10 protein-coding genes are annotated in these 18030 nt (G+C 62.7%); 5 read left to right on the top strand and 5 right to left on the bottom strand.

Annotated features, from left to right (window positions below; genetic code table 11):
• Nucleotides 1-227 precede the first annotated feature (227 nt).
• From ACAG21_RS09290 to ACAG21_RS09275, 4 genes are all read left to right on the top strand, one after another.
• The gene (locus tag ACAG21_RS09290) at nt 228-650 is read left to right on the top strand and encodes an MmpS family transport accessory protein (RefSeq protein ID WP_370495905.1); all 423 of its coding nucleotides are present in this window, start codon (nt 228-230) and stop codon (nt 648-650) included.
• Complete coding sequence (locus tag ACAG21_RS09285; RefSeq protein ID WP_370495709.1) at nt 647-3592, top strand: RND family transporter; 2946 nt, start codon at nt 647-649, stop codon at nt 3590-3592. Before ACAG21_RS09290 ends, ACAG21_RS09285 begins: the two co-directional genes overlap by 4 nt.
• A gap of 139 nt (nt 3593-3731) precedes the next feature.
• Nucleotides 3732-3965: a ferric uptake regulation protein gene (locus ACAG21_RS09280; RefSeq protein WP_370495708.1), complete on the top strand. Its 234-nt coding sequence runs from the start codon at nt 3732-3734 to the stop codon at nt 3963-3965.
• A gap of 636 nt (nt 3966-4601) precedes the next feature.
• The gene (locus ACAG21_RS09275; protein WP_370495707.1) at nt 4602-5411 is read left to right on the top strand and encodes a hypothetical protein; all 810 of its coding nucleotides are present in this window, start codon (nt 4602-4604) and stop codon (nt 5409-5411) included.
• A 220-nt stretch (nt 5412-5631) separates the two neighbouring features.
• On the opposite strand, the gene ACAG21_RS09270 is transcribed toward ACAG21_RS09275, so the two are convergent.
• The 5 genes from ACAG21_RS09270 to ACAG21_RS09250 form a co-directional block, all read right to left on the bottom strand.
• On the bottom strand, nt 5632-6825 hold the full coding sequence (locus ACAG21_RS09270; protein ID WP_370495706.1) for a peptidoglycan-binding domain-containing protein: 1194 nt from the start codon (nt 6823-6825) through the stop codon (nt 5632-5634).
• A gap of 81 nt (nt 6826-6906) precedes the next feature.
• On the bottom strand, nt 6907-8568 hold the full coding sequence (locus tag ACAG21_RS09265; RefSeq protein WP_370495705.1) for a hypothetical protein: 1662 nt from the start codon (nt 8566-8568) through the stop codon (nt 6907-6909).
• Complete coding sequence (locus ACAG21_RS09260) at nt 8565-11963, bottom strand: beta-propeller fold lactonase family protein (RefSeq protein ID WP_370495704.1); 3399 nt, start codon at nt 11961-11963, stop codon at nt 8565-8567. Before ACAG21_RS09260 ends, ACAG21_RS09265 begins: the two co-directional genes overlap by 4 nt.
• Nucleotides 11964-12246: 283 nt before the next feature.
• A complete protein-coding gene (locus tag ACAG21_RS09255; RefSeq protein ID WP_370495703.1) occupies nt 12247-15390 on the bottom strand; it encodes a patatin-like protein in 3144 nt (1047 codons plus the stop codon).
• A 116-nt stretch (nt 15391-15506) separates the two neighbouring features.
• Nucleotides 15507-16400, bottom strand: coding sequence for a universal stress protein (locus ACAG21_RS09250; RefSeq protein WP_370495702.1), 894 nt, complete (start codon nt 16398-16400; stop codon nt 15507-15509).
• Between the two features lie 177 nt (nt 16401-16577).
• Here ACAG21_RS09250 and ACAG21_RS09245 point away from each other — a divergent pair, with 177 nt between their 5' ends.
• Nucleotides 16578-18026, top strand: a complete 1449-nt coding sequence (locus ACAG21_RS09245) for a serine hydrolase domain-containing protein (protein WP_370495904.1) — start codon at nt 16578-16580, stop codon at nt 18024-18026.
• Nucleotides 18027-18030 lie beyond the last annotated feature (4 nt).

Genomic DNA, 18030 nt, shown 5'->3' with positions numbered 1-18030 from the left:
TTTCTCCAGACCGAGGCGGCCTCAGGAGGTCGATGGTGTGGCGGTTGTCACCGCCGAAGGTCCCGCCCTCGCCGGCCGTCCCTCGGCCGCGCGATGAAAACTCCTGCTGCAACGTGCCACCCCGGGAATCATCTCGGCCGCTATGGCGTTTGCGCTGCGGTGGCGTGGTCGATGATTTGTCTTAATATCAGCCCATCGGGCAATCGGGGGCGGGGGGCATTCAGTTGCTGACACTTCTCAAGCGAGGCTGGGTTGCGCTGGTCGTGGTCGTGGCGTTGATCATCGGCGGCGTGGCAGTCGACCGACTCCACGACGTCTTCCCAGGACCCGGTCTGGCCAAGCCCGATCCCCGGGATGCGACGCCGCCGTATGCGGCTAAGACCGCCGTCTACGAAATCTTTGGACCGCCCGGAACGACCGGCGTCGTCAACTGGATGGACGCGGAGTCGCTACCGCAAAAGGCGGACTTCACCACCTTGCCGTGGTCGACGACGATCGTCGCGGAGATGCCCGGTATCTTCGCCTACGTCGTCGCTCAAGGTGACAGCCCCACCATCGGCTGCCGGATCACCGTCGACGGCAAACTGGTCGATCAACAGCAGGTCAACACCCGCGACGCTCAGGTTTCCTGCTTGGACAAGTCCGCATGACGAGCGACGCGCGCGACGCTGACGACACCGCCGAAATCCCCGTCGCCCAGCCCTACGAGCTTGAGCGCCGACCGCGCCTAGCCCGCACCATCCGCGTCCTGGCGCTGCCGATCGTCGTGGTCTGGGTGCTGATCGCGATCGGGGTGAACGTCTTCGTCCCGCAGCTGGAGAAGGTTGCCGAGGAGATCTCCGTCCCGCTCTCGCCGTCAGACGCACCATCGGTAACCGGGATGAAACACATCGGCGAGAAGTTCAAGGAGTACGACTCCGACAACCTCGTCCTGGTCACCCTGGTCGGTGACAAACCGCTCGGCCCGGACGCCCACCGGTTCTACGACGACCTGGTCAAAAAGATCCAGGCCGACCACGAACACGTCGAGCATGCGCTGAACTTCTGGGGCCAGCGATTCACGTCCTCGGGTGTGGAGAGCTACGACCATAAGGCCGCCTATGTCCAGGTCAACCTCAAAGGCGATCAGGGTGGGGCGGTCGGCGACGAATCCGTTGCCGCGGTGCGCAAGATCGTCGCGGACTCCAAGCCGCCCGCCGGCGTCAAGGCCTACGTCGCGGGCCAGGGAGCGCTGACCGCCGACGTGATCGTTGTCGGTGACAAGAGCCTCGCCAAGATCACGCTCATCACGGTCGTCATCATCGCGCTCATGCTGATGTTCGTGTACCGGTCCATCAGCACCGTGTTGCTGACGATGTTCATCCTCTTCATTGGGCTGCTGTCCGGCCGCGGCGTGGTATCGCTGCTGGGCGAAACCGGCGTCATGGGGTTGTCGACCTTCGCCGTGAACCTGCTGACCTCACTCGCGATCGCAGCGGGCACCGACTACGCGATTTTCATGGTCGGCCGCTACCAGGAGGGCCGTGAACGCGGTCTGGACCGTGAGGCCGCCTATTACGACACCTTCGCCGGTGTCAGCAAGGTGGTCCTGGGCTCCGGTCTGACCATCGTCGGGGCGCTGGCCTGCTTGAAGTTCACCCGGCTGCCCTACTTCAGTTCGCTGGCGTTCCCGTGCGCGGTGGGACTGCTGGTCGTGGTGGCGGCTGGGGTCACGCTGACGCCCGCTCTCATTGCAGTGGCCAGTGGCTTCGGCCTTTTGGACCCCAAGCGCAAGTTCAACTACACCCGCTGGCGCCGCCTGGCGACGGCCATCGTGCGCTGGCCGGCGCCCATCCTCGCGACCTCCGTCATCCTGGCGATCGTCGGCGCCCTTGGTCTCGCGGGCTTCACCCCGCGTTACAACGACTTGTACTACTTGCCGAAGAGCGCGGCCTCGGTGCAGGCGTACGACGCGGCCGATCGGCACTTCACGCAGGCCCGCCTGAACCCGGACCTGCTGATGATCGAATCGGACCACGATCTGCGCAATCCCCGGGACATGCTGGTGTTGGACAAGGTTGCCAGTGCCATTTTCCGGGTGCCGGGCATCGAACGGGTGCAGAGCATCACCAGACCGCTCGGCCCACCAATCGAAGACGGGTCCATTCCATTCCAGCTCAGTGTGCAAACCGCGCCGATTCGTGACAACCTCAATTATTTGAGGGACCGCGTCGGCGACATCAAGAAGATCACCGGGTTCCTCGACACCCAGATCTCCCTGCTTGAGCGCCAGTACGCGATCACCCAGAAGCTTGCCAACGCCGCCGACGACAGCTCGAAAACCACCGCGGAGACGGCGGAGATCACGGACGAGATCCGGGACCACATCGCGGATTTCGACGACTTCTGGAGGCCGATTCGCAGCTACTTCTACTGGGAGAAGCACTGCTACGACATCCCGATCTGCTGGTCGTTACGGTCGCTGTTCGACGCGCTGGACGGATTCGATCAGCTGGCCGAAAAGTTCCACGCCCTCACGACCGACCTCACCAACACGGCCAGCGCCACCCGCGAATTGCTGGCGATCATTCCGGAGAACATCGCCGTCTCGAAGTCAATCCGGGATACCACGCTGACCATCTACAGCTCGTTCAACAGTCTGATCGACCAGTTCGACCGGCTGACCGACACCAATGCGGTGATGGGCAAATCGTTCAACGACGCTCGGGTGGAAAGCCTGTTTTACCTGCCGCCCGAGATCTTCCAGAACCCGGACTTCCAATTCGGGCTGAGCTTGATGGTGTCGCCCGACGGAAAGGCCGCGCGCTTCATCATCACTCACGCCGTGGACCCGGCGACCGCGGAAGGCATCAAGTCCGTCGAGCAAGAGCGCAACGCGGCCAAGGAGGCGCTGAAGCTCACCTCGCTAGAGAACGCCGACATCTACCTCGGCGGCACCGCCGCAACATTCCACGACATCGCCACTGGTGCCTGGTATGACCTGCTGATCGCCGCGGCGGCGTCGATCGTGCTGATCTTCATCATCATGGTGATCGTCACCCGCGCACTGGTAGCAGCGGGCGTCATCGTCGGCACGATCGTGCTGTCGCTAGGCGCAGCGTTCGGATTCTCGACATTGATATGGCAGCACTTGGGCCACTTCCAGTTGCACTGGGTGGCAACGGAATTCGCGTTGATCGTGCTCTTAGCGGTGGGGTCCGATTACAACCTGATGCTGGTGTCCCGAATCGAGGAGGAAATCGGGGCCGGCCTGAACACCGGGCTCATCCGCGGCGTCGGCGTGACGGGCCCGGTGGTGTCCGCAGCCGGTGTGGTTTTCGCGGTCACGATGGCTGCGATGCTCTCCAGCGATCTGCGGGCGATCGGTCAGTTCGGATCCACGATCGGTATCGGTCTGATGTTCGACACGTTCGTCGTTCGTACGCTCATCACGCCGTCGATCATGACGATGATGGGACGCTGGTTTTGGTGGCCGAAGCGGGTACGCGTGCGCCCGGCCAGCCAGATGCTTCGCTCCCTCGGGCCACGTCCGTTGGTTCGCGCACTGCTGCACCAACCGCGGCACTCGGCTCCGCGGGTGCACTCGGAATAGTCCACCCCGTCAATTTGGAATTGTGCCGCGCTGACAACAACTCTTTTCCATAGCTTGGTTAACGAATTTGCGAACGACGCCAACGAATTTGGTTGGATTGCACACCACGGAGTGGGGTTCCGCGCGTACTCTGACCGTTATGGTCAAGACCAAGGCCTGCGTGCACTGCGGGCACACGTTCCATCCAGCCGAGCGGCCGCGCGACGTTTCTGATCCGGAATGGCTTCCGGTGGCATCCGCCTATTGTTCGCATGAATGCAGTGACCGTTACCATTGCGAAATGGGGCATAGCTGCTCCACCCATGTGAAAGAAAAGGCTGAGCGCGAGGCCGCCAAAGCGGCACAGGGTCGGCGAGAAGCAATGAGTCGTTGACCGGCCGTCGAACCGTCTGGGCACCCTGAACTTGTTGTGCCACTGCGGCATTGGGGGCCAGCGCTCTAGATTTGGTTTCGGTATCGCCGAATCGTGTTGATCACCGTCGTAAACCTCTGCGGCGCCGCACCGCGGGCGATGCCCAGGCGTGCCAGGGCGCCACACGTTCTCCGCGCTGGAGACGCGTTCTAGTGACCTGTTGGCGACGTGATCCACGATCGCGACGCCAACAACCGCTGCGACATTGCGTGCAGAAGGACCGCGCGCACCCCGTTGACTTGCTCGGGCACGGGTGATGACGTCGTAACCCGGACGCGAACGGCGTAACGAGCGGTACTGACTGGCATCAAATGGAACGAACCGGCCGGCACACACCAAAACACCTCTTGGAGCTTGCGGTTCGATTCCTGGCGGTTCCACAAACGGTTCACGGAAAAATGCGGCCGTTCCCTGCCGCTTTTCGCGGGTCAAGCGCAGCCCTGAAGATTCGCAGATCTGAGGGCCAAAGACCCTGTTGATGATTGGCGTGGAATCGCAACATCAGTGAACACGCAAACGTCTTATGAGAAGACTTACTTCCGAGCACAGGTTCGAGATGTTGCAGCTGTCATATCGCTGATGAGAACGAGGGACACAGTGTCAGCAACGAAGGATGCAAATGAGAAGCTGCCGGATGATGCGGTCACCGCACCTTCCCGAAAGCGTTGGAAGCAGGTCCTAGTGTGGGCTGGCGGCGTATTGACCACGGCAGTGGTGATCCCGGCGGTTGCTTGGGCCGCTGGCTGGTTTACCACGACAATCAGTCCGCAGGAGTACTTGGCTGCCACCGTAACGGTTCTGTCGCCCAAAGCCAATTGTCAGCTTGGTGGGGAAGGATGGGTTTTCAACAAAGATCCCCAGCAGTTGCCCATGGTGCGTCCCGGGGATAACACGGACGCGTGGGCTGCAGCGAATGGAGGCATCCCGGCAAGCGGCAACCATGTCAAGGTGGATTTGCAGGGACTGAATAAACACACCGTTATCGTCGACAGCATCTCGGTTAACGTGCGCTCCCACACAGACCCGCCGCAGGGAACGTGGGCGAACACCTGGGCACAGTGCGGGCCTACCCCGCGGTATGGCTTCGAGGCAAACTTGGACACGACACCTGTTGCTGTCACTGCTGTCCCCGCCGAATCGGCAGTCGCCGCCGACCAGGAGGACCTCCGTGTGGGTAGCTTGCCCCACACAATCAGTGACGAGAAAACCGAAGTCTGGTATCTGACAGCGACTACGAGTACATGCACCTGCGAATGGACCGCAACCCTGAACTGGACCTCGGGGGGTAAGCAGGGCCACACCGACATCACCGACAACGGCCGTCCCTTCCGGGTAGCTGCCGTCAACCGCTCCACTCGCGTATTGCCCGGTGACAACCAATGGATGATCGTTAGACCGCAGAGTTAGATCTGCGGAACTGTAACAACCTAGGCGGCCTCGATATCGTCCGACGGGTTATCGCATAGCCGGCAGAATGACGCCCCCGACGACCAGAAGCTCCGTGCGCACGCGTCATTGAGTATGAGGTGGAAAGCCATTTCGCTCCGGCGCCGCCTCACTGTGGATGCGACGCGCTCGTGTTGGGTTGTCGGGCATCGTAAATCCTCTTTCGAGGGACGGCTTGTGTTCAGGCAGCGACGGGCGCTACCCGCGTCGCCCAGTCGCGCACGTGCTGAATTGCGAGCCCGAGATACGTCTGGCCCGGCCAGACCTCGTCAAAGGGGTAGCGGATGTGCGGACCGGTGCCGGCGGCCAAGAAAGTCAACCCTATTCGGGCCGCCGCGGCCGCGGCGGCGGTGCCGGTCAAGGTGTCGGGGTTGCCGAGACCGATCAGCCCGGCCAACCCGGCCAGCAGCAGCGGGATCATGTATTGCGCGATGCCGCCGACTCCGCCGGCGACCGCCTTGAGGGCGTCGGGCACTTCGATGCCGGAATCCTCAGCGATCTCGGGAATGGCTTTCACGATCGCCTGTGCGGCTGAGACAGGGTCGCGGAAGCTGAAGTTGGTCACCATGTCGTAGGCGTCCTGCATGATTTCGCCGGTCTTGCCCCGTGGCACCCGGGCGTACATGTCGCCGGGCGCACTGGTGTTGGTCAGCCAGCAGTGCCGTGCATCGCGTATGTCGCCGTAGTGCCATGAGGCGATGCCCTGGCCGCCGGGATCCCATCCGTCGAACGGGTAGAAACATCCGCCCGGAGGCCGTGTCGGATCGCCCATCGAGAAGCTGCACAAGTAGTTGTCGGGGTGGTTTTCGGCCATCCACTTGCGTAGTCGCGCGGTGACCTCGGCGCCGGAGGAATAGCCGCCGAGGATGACTTTCCGCTTGGGGTTGGCCTGCAGGGCGCTCCCAATCATCTTCTGGGCGGCGGTAAGCGCTTCGGCCACCGCGGCGTTCATCGACGGGTCTGCAGGGTTGCCGGCTGTGCCGACCGGAATCCCGCCCATCGTTGCCGCCCACGTCGGATTCTGCTCTTCGACCAGATCGGATACGGCCTGGCAGACCCTGCTGACCGGGTCCTCGCCGATGATGCCGCCGGTGCCGCGATGGACCACGGCTAAATGACGCGGGCCTTCCGCTCGGATAGCGGGTGGCGGTGTGCCGACGGGCGCCGTGTAGCCAGCCCGGGCCGCGGTGACCACATCGAACTCACCGGTCTGCGGCAGCCCCAGGCGGCGCTGCATCTCTTTGACCGCGACCACTTCGTCGTTGCCGTAGGAGCCGTCGGCCGGTGGCGCATAAGCGGGGTACCACCGCTGAAACCAGCTCTGCCAGTAGCTGATCTCTGGTCCATTCGATCCGAGTCGGTATGGCAGGGACATCGCAAACTCACTTTCTGTCCGACTCGCGGCGTCCTACTGCGCCACGGGCACTGAAGTCGTCAGCTTGGCTGCGCGCATCTATTACGTCTTCTTCGAATTGGCTTTTCCCGCAACTGATTTCCTTGCTGACAAGGTACGGTTTGCCCCATCGGCCGCAGCAGCGATCGTCTTGACGGGCGCCGCGGTCTTCGCGGGCGGAATTGTCTTGACGGGCGCCGCGGCTTTTGCGGTCGGCTTTGGTCTACGAGACAGGGCTTTTTTGGGGGGCGCGGCGGCCTGGGCGAGTAGCTCGTCTAGCGCGGGCTTGTATTTGGCCAGGAAGTCCACCAGGGTCAGGTTGGCGCCGCTGGCGTCGGAGCCAAGCTGCGGCCACCCGTGCCCGTATCCATCCGCCCCCACTGGTCCGGCCAGCTGCTCGTAGATGAGTCGCAGGTAGTCCGGGGGCACCACGGGAGGCTTTGCGGGGCCGGGCAATTCATTCCCGATCACTGGCCCGGGCAGATACCAGTAGTCAGTCCATTGAGGATGGTTCAGGGGGGCGGCTCCTTGCGCTGCCCCACCGATCGAACCCGACGCACCGAGCGGAACATTGTTGTGATTGCCGCCCGATTCCATCAACATGCCGTCGACCTGGATTTCCATGTGGGAGTTTTCGCCCCCACCGCCATGCATGATCGGGATGATCGCAACCGCGTCAGCAGGGACAGCGGCCAGGCCGCCGGGACCTCCGCCGGCGCAGACCGTGCCGTACGGGCCCCTCGTGCCAGGGGTCGCGGCAGCATTGTTGGCGTAGTCGTAGGGCCACATCTCGGTGGTGCCCCGACGAGTCCAGTCCATGTTGGTGGGCCCGTAGACCAATGCCTCTAGCTCCGCGAATACGAGACCTGAGCAGTCGGTTCCGGCGCCGGGATTGTTGGGATCGAGTACGTCGCCATAGGCGTAAGGATTGCCGATTCGGGCGGTGAAGATCTTTTTGGCGTAATCGATATTGGCCCGCAAAACTCCGGTCGTCGGCAGCGGGACGCCATCGGGCAGCCGCCAACCGTCTTTGATGACGGCATCCCATTCACCTTTGTAGACGTTGCCCGTTACGGGCCAGCCGTGGGATTGCTGACATAGGATCGCTGCGGCCTTGGTAGCAGCATCGAAGACACCACTGGGGTGAATGCCCAGCGCCGTCTGCCAGCGGATGAGCCCATCACGAGAAGCCTGCGGCTCAGACCCATCCAGATTGGACCAGGCGTCGTCTGGGCCCTGTTGCGGTCCCCAATAGACCTTCGGTGGGCGCGGCAGCGGCCAAGCGTCGGGATCAAGGGGTGTTACCAATCGATTGTAAAGGGCGACAGCGTCATTCCACCTTTTGTCATATGCATCGGGGACTGCAGAGCCTTGCACAGCCTGAGCGTATGAACCCGGGCTTTGGGCATCTGAGTTGTAATCGAACGCTCTCAATCCTCTGTTGGTTCCGACTCCGTCATAAAACTGTCCTGCCGAACACGCCGCGTCCATGCGGCATTCAACTTTGCCCCACCAAGGTTGTTGTTGGAACAGTCCGACAGATTGATGATCACAGCCGACAGCGTCATGTGGAAAATCCATGCTCGGTGGATCGGCTTCGTTCGCGTACATCGTCAAGTTGGATTCGACAAGTGCTGTGGCCAAGGCGATTTGGATCCCCTTGGGCGTAATTCCTCGCCGTTGACCTTCAGCGATGATGGCTCTTGCGTAATCGTCGGATTTCATTGGAGTACCTCCATCGCGATCATCGAAATGGTGTTGTTAGCCCAGTTGGCGACGTAGACGGTGCTGCCGTCGGGGCTGACCGCTAGTCCGCTCGAAGCTTGACCGATCGGGATGGTGACGATGACGGTGTTGGTGGCCGCGTCGATCACCGACATGTTGGCGGCATTGAAATCGCCACCGGTGACGTAGGCGAGGCTGCTGTCGGGACTGACCGCCACCACGCCCGCGCCGTTGAGGGGGATGGTGGCGATGACGGTGTTGGTGACGGCGTCGATGACCGACACGGTGTCTAGCTCGTTGTTAGTGACGTAGGCATGGGTGCCGTCGGGGCTGACTGCCACCCCGTACACGTTGGGGACGAGATCGATGGTCGCGGTGACGGTGTTGGTGGCAGTGTCAATCACTGACGCCGAGCCGGCTGCGTTGGCGACGTAGACACGGGTGCCGTCGCGACTCACGGCCACTTCGCGCGGACCGCCGCCGACCGGGATGTCATTAAGGCTGTTGGTGGTGGTGTCGATCACCGACACCGAGTCGGACTCGTTGTTGGTGACGTAGGCACGGGTTCCGTCAGGGCTGAACGCGACCCCCCAGGGGGTTCTGCCAACCGCGATCGTGGCGGTCACGGCCTGCATGCTGGTATCGATAACCGACACCGAATTAGCGCCCACACCAAGGTTTGCAACGTAGACAAGCCCCCCATCGGGGCTAACTGCGACTCCCTGGGGTTGGCTGCCGACCGGGATCCGCTCGCCGAGCAGGCCGTTGATGGCGGTGTCGATCACCGACACCGCACCGGCCGCGTAATCGGTGACGTAGGCGCGGGATCCGTTGGGGCTAAAAGCCACACGAGATGGACCGGAGTAGTCACCGATTGCGATGGTGGTTGCTACGGTCAAATGCGTTGGCGCTATTGGGATGTTTGCGACGGTAGCTGCGGTAGTGCCGCCGCGTCCATCGTTGGCGGTGACGGTGAAGCTGTCGGTGTCGGCTTCTGGAGTCAGCCCGGCGCGCAGGCGGCCGGCCTGGGTTGGGGTGTAGAAGTACGTTCCGGTGGAGTCTATGGTGACCGCCCCGCTAAGCGGCGCACCTGTGACCGTGTAGGTCAGGGGGTCATTATCGGGGTCGGTGAAGCCCAGCGTGCCGGATACCACACCGGTGGCCGGGTCTGGGGCACCGATCGTGGGGGTGCCCGCGACCGGGGGATGGTTGATTCCGGGCGCAACGAGGGTGATCACCGATACCGAATTGTCCCCGGCGCCAACGTTACTGACGTAGACGGTTCCGTCGGGGCCGGCCGCCACCCCCCAAGGCGAGTTGCCGACTTGCACGGTGGTGATGACGGCGTTGTAACTAGCACTGGTGGGGTCGGCGTCGATGACCGTCACCGCGTTGCTGCTCTCGGCGGCGACGTAGGCGAGCGTGCCGTCCGGGCTGAATGCCACCTGACTGGGGAAACTGCCGACGGCGACCGTGGCGATGACGGTGTTGGTGGCGGTGTCGATCACCGACATCCTGTTGTTGTTGGAGCTGGCGACATATACGCGGGTGCTGTCGGGGCTGATCGCCACCCCGTGCGAGTAGTAGTCGACGCCGACGGTGGCGATGACAGTGTTGTACGTGGAGCTGGCGGTGTCGGTGTCGATCACCGACACCGAGCTGCCGAAGGTGTTGACGACGTAGGCGCGAGTGCCGTTGGGGCTGACCGTAATTCCCCACGGGCTGGAGCCGACGGGCACGGTGGCGGTGACGGTGTTGGTGGCGGTGTCGATCACCGACACCGATCCGGGGCCATGCCAGTTGAAGTTGTTGACGTAGGCGCGGGTGCCGTCCGGGGTGATCATTACACCCTGGGGGCCTACACCGACCGCCACGGTGGCGGTGACGGTGTTAGTGGTGGTGTCTATCACCGATACCGAGTTGTCGCCGCTATTGGTGACATAGGCGTGGGCGCCATCAGGGCTGACTGCCACGAATGTCGGAGAGCCGCCGACGGCGATGGTGGTCATGACGGTGTTGGTGGCGGTGTCGATCACCGACACTGTGCCGGCGGCCTGGGCGACGTAGGCGCGATGGCCGTCGGGACTGAAGGCCACTCCGTAAGGGCTGCTGCCGACGAGGATTGTGCCGGTCATCGCTTGTGTCGGTAAGACTGGCACGGAGACTGCGACGGTTGTGGTGCCGCCATGGCCGTCGCTGACGGTGGCGGTGAAGCTGTCTGTGTCGGTTTCAGGTGTTTGGCCCGCGTGTAGGCGGGAGGCGGCGGTTGGCGTGTAGGCAAACGAGCCATCCGGGTAGACGATCGCGGTGCCGCCTTTGTCACTGGTGGCCGGGCTGGCATAACTCAGGGTGTCGCCGTCGGGGTCGGTAACATGCAAAGCACCGTTGACAACGCCGGTGTCGGCATGCACGAGTGTGATGGTGTAGGCCGGATCTTCAACTACCGGAGGCCTATTCGGCGGAGGCGCGATGCCTTGAGTGTCGATTACCGACACGGTGTTGCCGCCGTAGTTGGCGACGTAGAGGTGCTTGGCGCGCACCGCCATCCCGATCGGGTTATTGCCAACCGTGATCGCGCCCAGCACGGCGTAGTTCCTGGTGTTGATGACAGTGACAGTGCCGTCGAAGAAGTTTGTGACGTAGAGGCGTTGACCGCTGCCGATTACACCGATCGGATGGTTGCCGACAGGAATGGTGGCGGTCACCCTGTTGGTGGTGGTGTCGATTACCGACACCGTGTTGCTGTCGGCGTTGGCGACGTAGAGGTGATTCCCGCGGGGTGCCACCCCATGTGGGCTCTTGCCCACGGCGACTGTGGCTGTGACCCTGTTGGCGGTGGTGTCAATTACGGACACCGTATTGCTGCCGTAATTGGTGACATAGAGGCGGTCACCGCTGAAGGCGGCATTGAGAGGGCGGCTCCCCACGGTAATGGTGGTGAGGATCCTCTTCTTCTTGGTGTCGATCACCGTCACGGTGCCGTTCATGTGATTGGTGACGTACACACGTTCACCGTGAACCACCACTGCCGCCGGCTGGCCGCCGACGGCGATGGGTGTGCCCTCAACGGTGTTGGTCTTGGTGTTGATCACCGTCACGGTGCCGTCGTTGAAGTTGGCGACGTAACCACGGTTGCCGCTGTCGGCTATGCCCCCCGGGGCATTACCGACAGCGATGGGTTGGCCCTCAAGGGCGTCCGTCTTGGTGTTAATCACTCGCACGGCGTTGTCGAGACTGTTGGTGACGTGGAGGTGATCGCCTTTGATCGCCAACCCGGTCGGCCCGTGGCCGACGGCGATGGTATCAATGACAGAACCGACTTTTGCTTTTTCCTTGGCACGTGCAACCGCCGCATTGATCTTGTGGTCGATGGTGCCAACAGACCCTGAACCCATGATGTCCCCTTAGGTGGCTGTGCCGGGATGGCCTGGGTTTCTTTGTCGGTGCGTAACGCTAATCATCCGCACCTGCGAAGCAATAGTGACCAAAGTCCTTTTGACGGAGAGCAATTAGGACGAAACACGTGTAATCGGCGCTGGCGTCAATTGCACAGTGGAACACGATCAGGCTCTGTGTGAGAGCACGGCGGTTCACGACCCGGCCTGCCGGCCACGCTAGGCGGAGAACCTGATCGCGAGTATCGCCGGAGTTCCGCTACGTGGTCGCTCAGAGCGGCGGTTATCTTCGCCGCGGCTTGGCTGCTGCAACCACGGTGAGGGTCAAGGCGACCGCCCCGACTGCGACCAGGGGGTGCCACCATTGCGCCCCCAGCCAGTAGACATGCCTGCCGACTACGCCGCCTTCACCGAACAGCCACCTACGCACGACAGGCGTAGTCAGGGAAAGTGTTGCGCCGACAAGGGTTAGGGAGAGTAGTACGAAAAGTAGCCTGCTCGAGAGCTGCCAGGTGCCGAGGGCAATGAGATAGCCGCCTGTCCCAGCCATGATTAGGCCGGTGACTCCGAACAGCGTTCCGGATTGGAATGCGGCGGCGGCTCCCAGCACCAGGAGCACGGCGCCGGCGATGATGATTGACCTGGCGACGCCTTTGGTTACCGACACCACGCGATATCCGCCGAGCGTTAGTGTTCGCAGGGTCGTCAGCGCAGGCTTGAGGGCGCCAGGCAGCTGTCGCACGGAACCAACTGTCCCGGACAAGGTCGCGGCGGCCTTGGTGATGGTGTGTGCCATCAGCGGTGAGCCCTTATCGGTCGCAAAAGTCTCGCATGCGACCGGATCATCGTTCAGGAGAGCATATTTGGCGTCTCCCGGGCCGGCGGCCAAGACCTTCTTGGCCCACGTTCGGGAACGCGCCGGGCTCCAATCCGGTTTCTGTCCTGGTTGTGGATCGAGAACGGAGTCGGCCAGTCCGTCCAATTCCTCGTCAAGAACTCGTTGCTGCCATGCTTGGGCAAGCCACAGCGATGTCTTGGGAATGCTTGACGGCATCGCCTTAGATGGGTCGTCGAGGAAAGCAAGTTCATCCAGCAGCATCTCTTCAGTAAGGTACAGGTCGGACCCGGCGTCGAGAGCTGGAATACGATAGCCCGAACTCGGGAATTCCGGTGCCCCAAGGGTTTTGAGTCTACGCAAAAACCATTGCGCTCCGGTCTCGGAACCGTCGGTGTTCTCCTTGCTTTCGTGGGCATGCGCCTGGGAAGCCCGTAGCACGCGGCGTGGGTCGAGCAGAACATGCACGAGCCATCCCGCGCCGTCGAGTCGGCCCCACATCCAGTCGTTGGCTCGCCATGATCGCTTGTAGAAGGCGCCGAAATGATGGAACTGCATGCCGGTGAGTTTTTGCTGGGCTGTCTGCCAATCAGGTGCGAGCAGATTGCGCGTATCGGCGCTGACTTGCACGAGGTCCAGGGACTGCTCGACCTCGGCGTCGGCCCGGAGCATCGCACGCTGAGAAGCGGCCAGGTCGAACAATTTCGTTGCCACGGCTCGCGCGCTGCTCGCAGGCCCCAGATAATCGAGGTAGGTAGCGAGCTGGCTGGCCGCAATATGGTCCTGTGCGAGCAGGGAATTCGACTGGACGCCAACAGCGGACGTTGCGCTTGCGGCAAGTCGCGTCAACGCCGCAGAGCCGTCGACGAAAACCCCGCCGAGCCTTTCCCATGCTTCCTCTTTCACTGCTGATCGTTTGAGATACTCCGCAGCCAGAACACCGGCGGCGTTCTGAAGTGACTCTTGTCGGACCGCGGGGTCGGTGCACACCTTGCGAACGAGGTCCCCCAGGTTCAACTGTTTGGGTGGTCGGAAAGCTCTGAAGATCCCTTGGATGATTTCCGCGACGGCGGCGGTCTCGGCGTCGGACTTTGCGAGCTGGTATGCCGCCTGAGCGACGTTGATTGCCAATGCTTTCGCTAGGTCGCACGCCGGTTGGCCATACCGAGCAAGATCAGCTGCAGTCTCGGGGAGCGGCCGGTTGGGCGGCTGCGACCAACGACCCAGAATCGCCTCGGTGATCTGTTGTTGGCAGACCGTCGCGGGGTCACCTCCGACCGTGAGGTCGTTCAGCCAGTTCTCGGGAACGCTTTCGGTCGATGCGCTCGGCGCCGGAGGCCACGTGCCGAGTTGGCGCAGCAGAGCAGTGGTGAGTGCATGAGCCTGTCTGGTCGCCTCGCGGATTCGGTAATCAGTCAGCAATGACGTGGTCAGGAGCCGCGATCCTGCGGGCAGTCTGGCCGCCAGCTCGGCTAGACGCAGTCGGGTGTCGGTTCGCGCTTCCATCCGGTCTTGATGGGCTCGAATCGCTCTCAAGTCCGCTGCGATCGACTGCGTTGTGATCGCGGCAAAGTCCTTGAGGAGTCCGTCCACAAGTCCAAAAGGCTTGTTGACGTCATCCGAGGGTGGCTCTTGCACAAGATCGGGTGCCGGGCCGGAGGAAGGCACCACGAAGAGAAGAACCCGGCGGACCGACCGGGAGGCGGGACGATCGAAGATCCGCTGGAGCAGCACGTCGATGGGCCGGTTGTCGAGGAGGCCACCATCGGTAACCCAGTGCGGGCGAGTGAGATTCGTGAAGGGCGCCATCGGGGGCCGGGCGGGCACCGCCCCCTGCTTCGCGGTTCCGCCAGTGAACGGAATGAACGAGGGTTCGAACGCGACGGGGAACGACGCAGAGCTGCGAGCGGCCAATGCCAGTGCCGGGAAGGTGCCATTGTTTGCGAGGTCGGACTCGGTGAAGGTGAAGAGGCCGCGACGGTCGACGTCTTGCACGAGCGTGCCGAATGAGTCGGTGAACCGGCTGGTTTCGCCGGTCAGCAATGTCGTCGTGATGTAGAGCGTGGTGGAAGGGGTACGGGCACCCTCGGGGAAGACGGCGGGCGGGAATGGACCGGTCTCGAGCTTAGGAATCTCATTAGCCAGCGCGGCGAACATGCGTTCGTCGCCGTACAGCAGGGACGGGGTGTGTTTGTCTCTCGGGTCTCGAATGAGATCAGTCAAAGCCCCGAGATCTAGCCAGAGGTCGCGAAGCCCGCCGAGGTCCGTGCCCATCACACGCGACGAAGCAAGGACAGCGGCGTTGATGCCACCTGCGCTTGTCCCGGACAAGACGTCGACGTCGACGACCATGTCGAGCAGGTCGATGAGTTCGGCGTAAAGCTTCAGGCAATCGGCCGACTCCTTGGAGAGATTGCTTCGTCTCGGGAATGTTGTCCCGAGCCTGCGCCACTGCGACGCTTGAGCGAGCAAGTTGATCTCCCGCGTAACGCCTGCCATCCAGATCGCGAGACTGACGCCGCCGGTCATCGTCGTGGCAAGCCGAAGTTCCTGCGTCGACTCCGTCACTGGTGATGGCTCATGAATTGTCATGGCACTCCTAGATGTACCGATGCCGTATCCAGTTGCCCCAACTGGGACTGAAACGGAACGAACGAATGATCAGACCCGAAAATGCTTGGTACATGGTCGGTTTCCCCTTCCCGCCGTCAGCACTGGCGAGCCACGATCACGGAGGACTTGGCTCGGTTGACTACTGCAGTTCCGACCGATCCCAGCAACCTGCCACTGAACCAGCCGCAACCGTGGCTGCCGACCACAACCAATTGCGCGCGTTCGGATGCGGCAATCAGCCAACGTGCCGGGTCGCCAATCTCGATTCTGCGACGGATGCCCACCTCGGGGTAGCGTTCGTGCCAGCCCGCCAGCCGCTCAGCGAGAGTCTCCTCTTCCCGGGACAGCTCAGCGTCCCAGTTGGCGTCCTGGATCAACTCCCTGGAACGGGCAGAGCGGGGATCCATCCAGGCGTGTAGCGCCGTCAGGCCGACCCCTCGTCGGGAGGCCTGCTCGAACGCGATAGCAGTCGCCGCTTCCGAGACCGGCGAGCCGTCGATGCCTACCAGCACCGGCGGCGGTGCGACAGCGGCCGCGATGGCGTGGTCGTCACGGATTACAGCGACCGGGCAATGCGCGTGATGGACCAATGCCGAACTCACGGAGCCCAGGAAACCGCGGGCCACGGCGCCGCCATGTCCCCGACAGCCGACCACCACCATCTCGGCTTCTCTGGAAAGGTCGACGAGCGTCGGGACGGCGGCCGAATGACACAACATGCTGTCGATCTGGAGTGAACCACCGGCGCTCTCTTCGGCGACGTTGATCGCTGACTCGATGAGATTGTGCGCCCGCTGTTCTTGCGAATGCCGAGAGCCGGCCAGCCCGGCGACCTCTAACCAGTCCGGTACGGGCGAGTCGAAGGCATGGACCAGCCTCAGGGGCACATTCCGTAGTGCCGCATCCTGGGCCGCCCACCGAACAGCAGCGAGCGCCGCTGCGGAGCCGTCGACGCCTGCCAGGATCGCGCCACGTGGTGATTGCCGCATTCGGTTCTTCTCTCTCGGCCCCACCGACAGGATCACTTGCGGAGGACGTGGTCGGCAGGGCCGAAAAGACGCAAGCCACAGGACTAAAGGCACCCAAGCCGTGGACACTGAGATCGTGCGCCCTTCACCCCAGGTCCGCAGTTGACGAATCGTGCCGGCAAATCCGTCCGAAAGGCCATTGGGCTCGGAACTATCGCGCTGGCATTCGTTGCGGCGTGCTCTCGTGGGGAGCCAGCACATAACCCGTTGAGTAGCGCAGGGCAGGCACCAGCCGCGGCCTCCGCAGCTGATTTCTCACAAATCTCCGAGCTGATCAACGATTCGATCGCGGCAAACAGACTGCCCGGTGCGGTAGCGGTGATCGGGCACGACGGCAAGGTCTCCTTTCATCAGGCCTACGGCTCGCGCAAGCTTGCGGGCGAACCCGGGCTAGACGGGTTGCCCGCACCCGCGGAGCCGATGACGGAGGACACGATCTTCGACTTGGCGTCGCTGACGAAGAGCCTGGCAACGGCGACTGCCGTCATGCAGCTTTACGAACAAGGCCAGATTGCGTTCGACGATCCGGTGCAGCATTACCTGCCTGACTTCAATACCGCGAGCAATCCTCGGCGCGCTCAGGTGACCGTGCGCATGTTGCTCACGCACACCTCGGGCCTACCGGGCGATGTCAATCTGGGAGATCCATGGGGCCTGGACGGGGCCGATAAAGCAGAGGGCATTCACCGCGCGCTCACCACACCGCTGGAGTCTGGCCCCGGCGACGGCTTTGCTTATTCCGACATCAACTTCATTCTGCTGGGGGCGCTGATCGAGAAGGTCACAGGTGAAGACCTGGATGTCTACGTCCAACGCCATGTGTTCGCACCGCTGGGCATGACAGATACCCACTACCTTCCTCCGGCGAAAGCATGCGGTCCGCACCAGACCATCGGATCCGCCGTCGGTTGGGCTCCGTTACCTCAAGGTTGGGCGCAGGACGCCTGCCCTGGCGGTACCTGGGACGTCGATCTGCTGCCGCGCATCGCGCCAACAGCACGCGACGAAGAAGGGCGAGCCGATCCCGGCAGAAATCCCGATCTCGATCACCTGCTTCGGGGCACCGTGCAGGACACAACAGCGCGACGCATGGGTGGAGTAGCCGGGCATGCCGGTGTGTTCTCGACGGCACACGATGTGAGCGTCTTTGCGCAGGCCCTGCTCGATCGGCTCGCGGGCCGTCCGAGTGAATTTCCGTTACTGCAAACGACTTTGGAGACGATGACAAGTCCGCAGCAGCCGGGGCGCAGCCCGCAACAACTCGAAGCAGCCAATGCCGCCGCCCGAGCAGCTGGACCGAGTACGACGAATCCGCTTCTGGCTGCCCACTATCCGGCGATCGCGGATGAAAACCTGCGCGGCTTCGGCTGGGATATCGATACGGCCGACTCCACGGCGCGGGGCACGATCTTGCCCATCGGAAGCTTTGGTCATACCGGCTTTACCGGAACCTCGCTTTGGATGGACCCCGGCTCCGATACCTACATCGTTCTGCTGTCGAATTCGATCCATGTGCGAGGCAGTCCGCCCATGTCAAAGCTGCGGGGCGAGGTTGCGACGGCCGCGGCGCGCGCCCTGCATCTTTGAGGGC

Source organism: Mycobacterium sp. pR1184 (genome assembly GCF_041287235.1).
Classification (GTDB): Bacteria; Actinomycetota; Actinomycetes; order Mycobacteriales; family Mycobacteriaceae; genus Mycobacterium.
Note: the sequence above shows the minus strand (reverse complement) of the source record. Positions and strands in the feature narration are given on the sequence as shown.

Coding starts and splice junctions, on each gene's coding strand:
- ACAG21_RS09270 (WP_370495706.1), bottom strand. CDS start 6,825: ATGTCCCTGCCATACCGACTCGGATCGAATGGACCAGAGATCAGCTAC.
- ACAG21_RS09285 (WP_370495709.1), top strand. CDS start 647: ATGACGAGCGACGCGCGCGACGCTGACGACACCGCCGAAATCCCCGTC.
- ACAG21_RS09255 (WP_370495703.1), bottom strand. CDS start 15,390: ATGACAATTCATGAGCCATCACCAGTGACGGAGTCGACGCAGGAACTT.
- ACAG21_RS09280 (WP_370495708.1), top strand. CDS start 3,732: ATGGTCAAGACCAAGGCCTGCGTGCACTGCGGGCACACGTTCCATCCA.
- ACAG21_RS09260 (WP_370495704.1), bottom strand. CDS start 11,963: ATGGGTTCAGGGTCTGTTGGCACCATCGACCACAAGATCAATGCGGCG.
- ACAG21_RS09250 (WP_370495702.1), bottom strand. CDS start 16,400: ATGCGGCAATCACCACGTGGCGCGATCCTGGCAGGCGTCGACGGCTCC.
- ACAG21_RS09265 (WP_370495705.1), bottom strand. CDS start 8,568: ATGAAATCCGACGATTACGCAAGAGCCATCATCGCTGAAGGTCAACGG.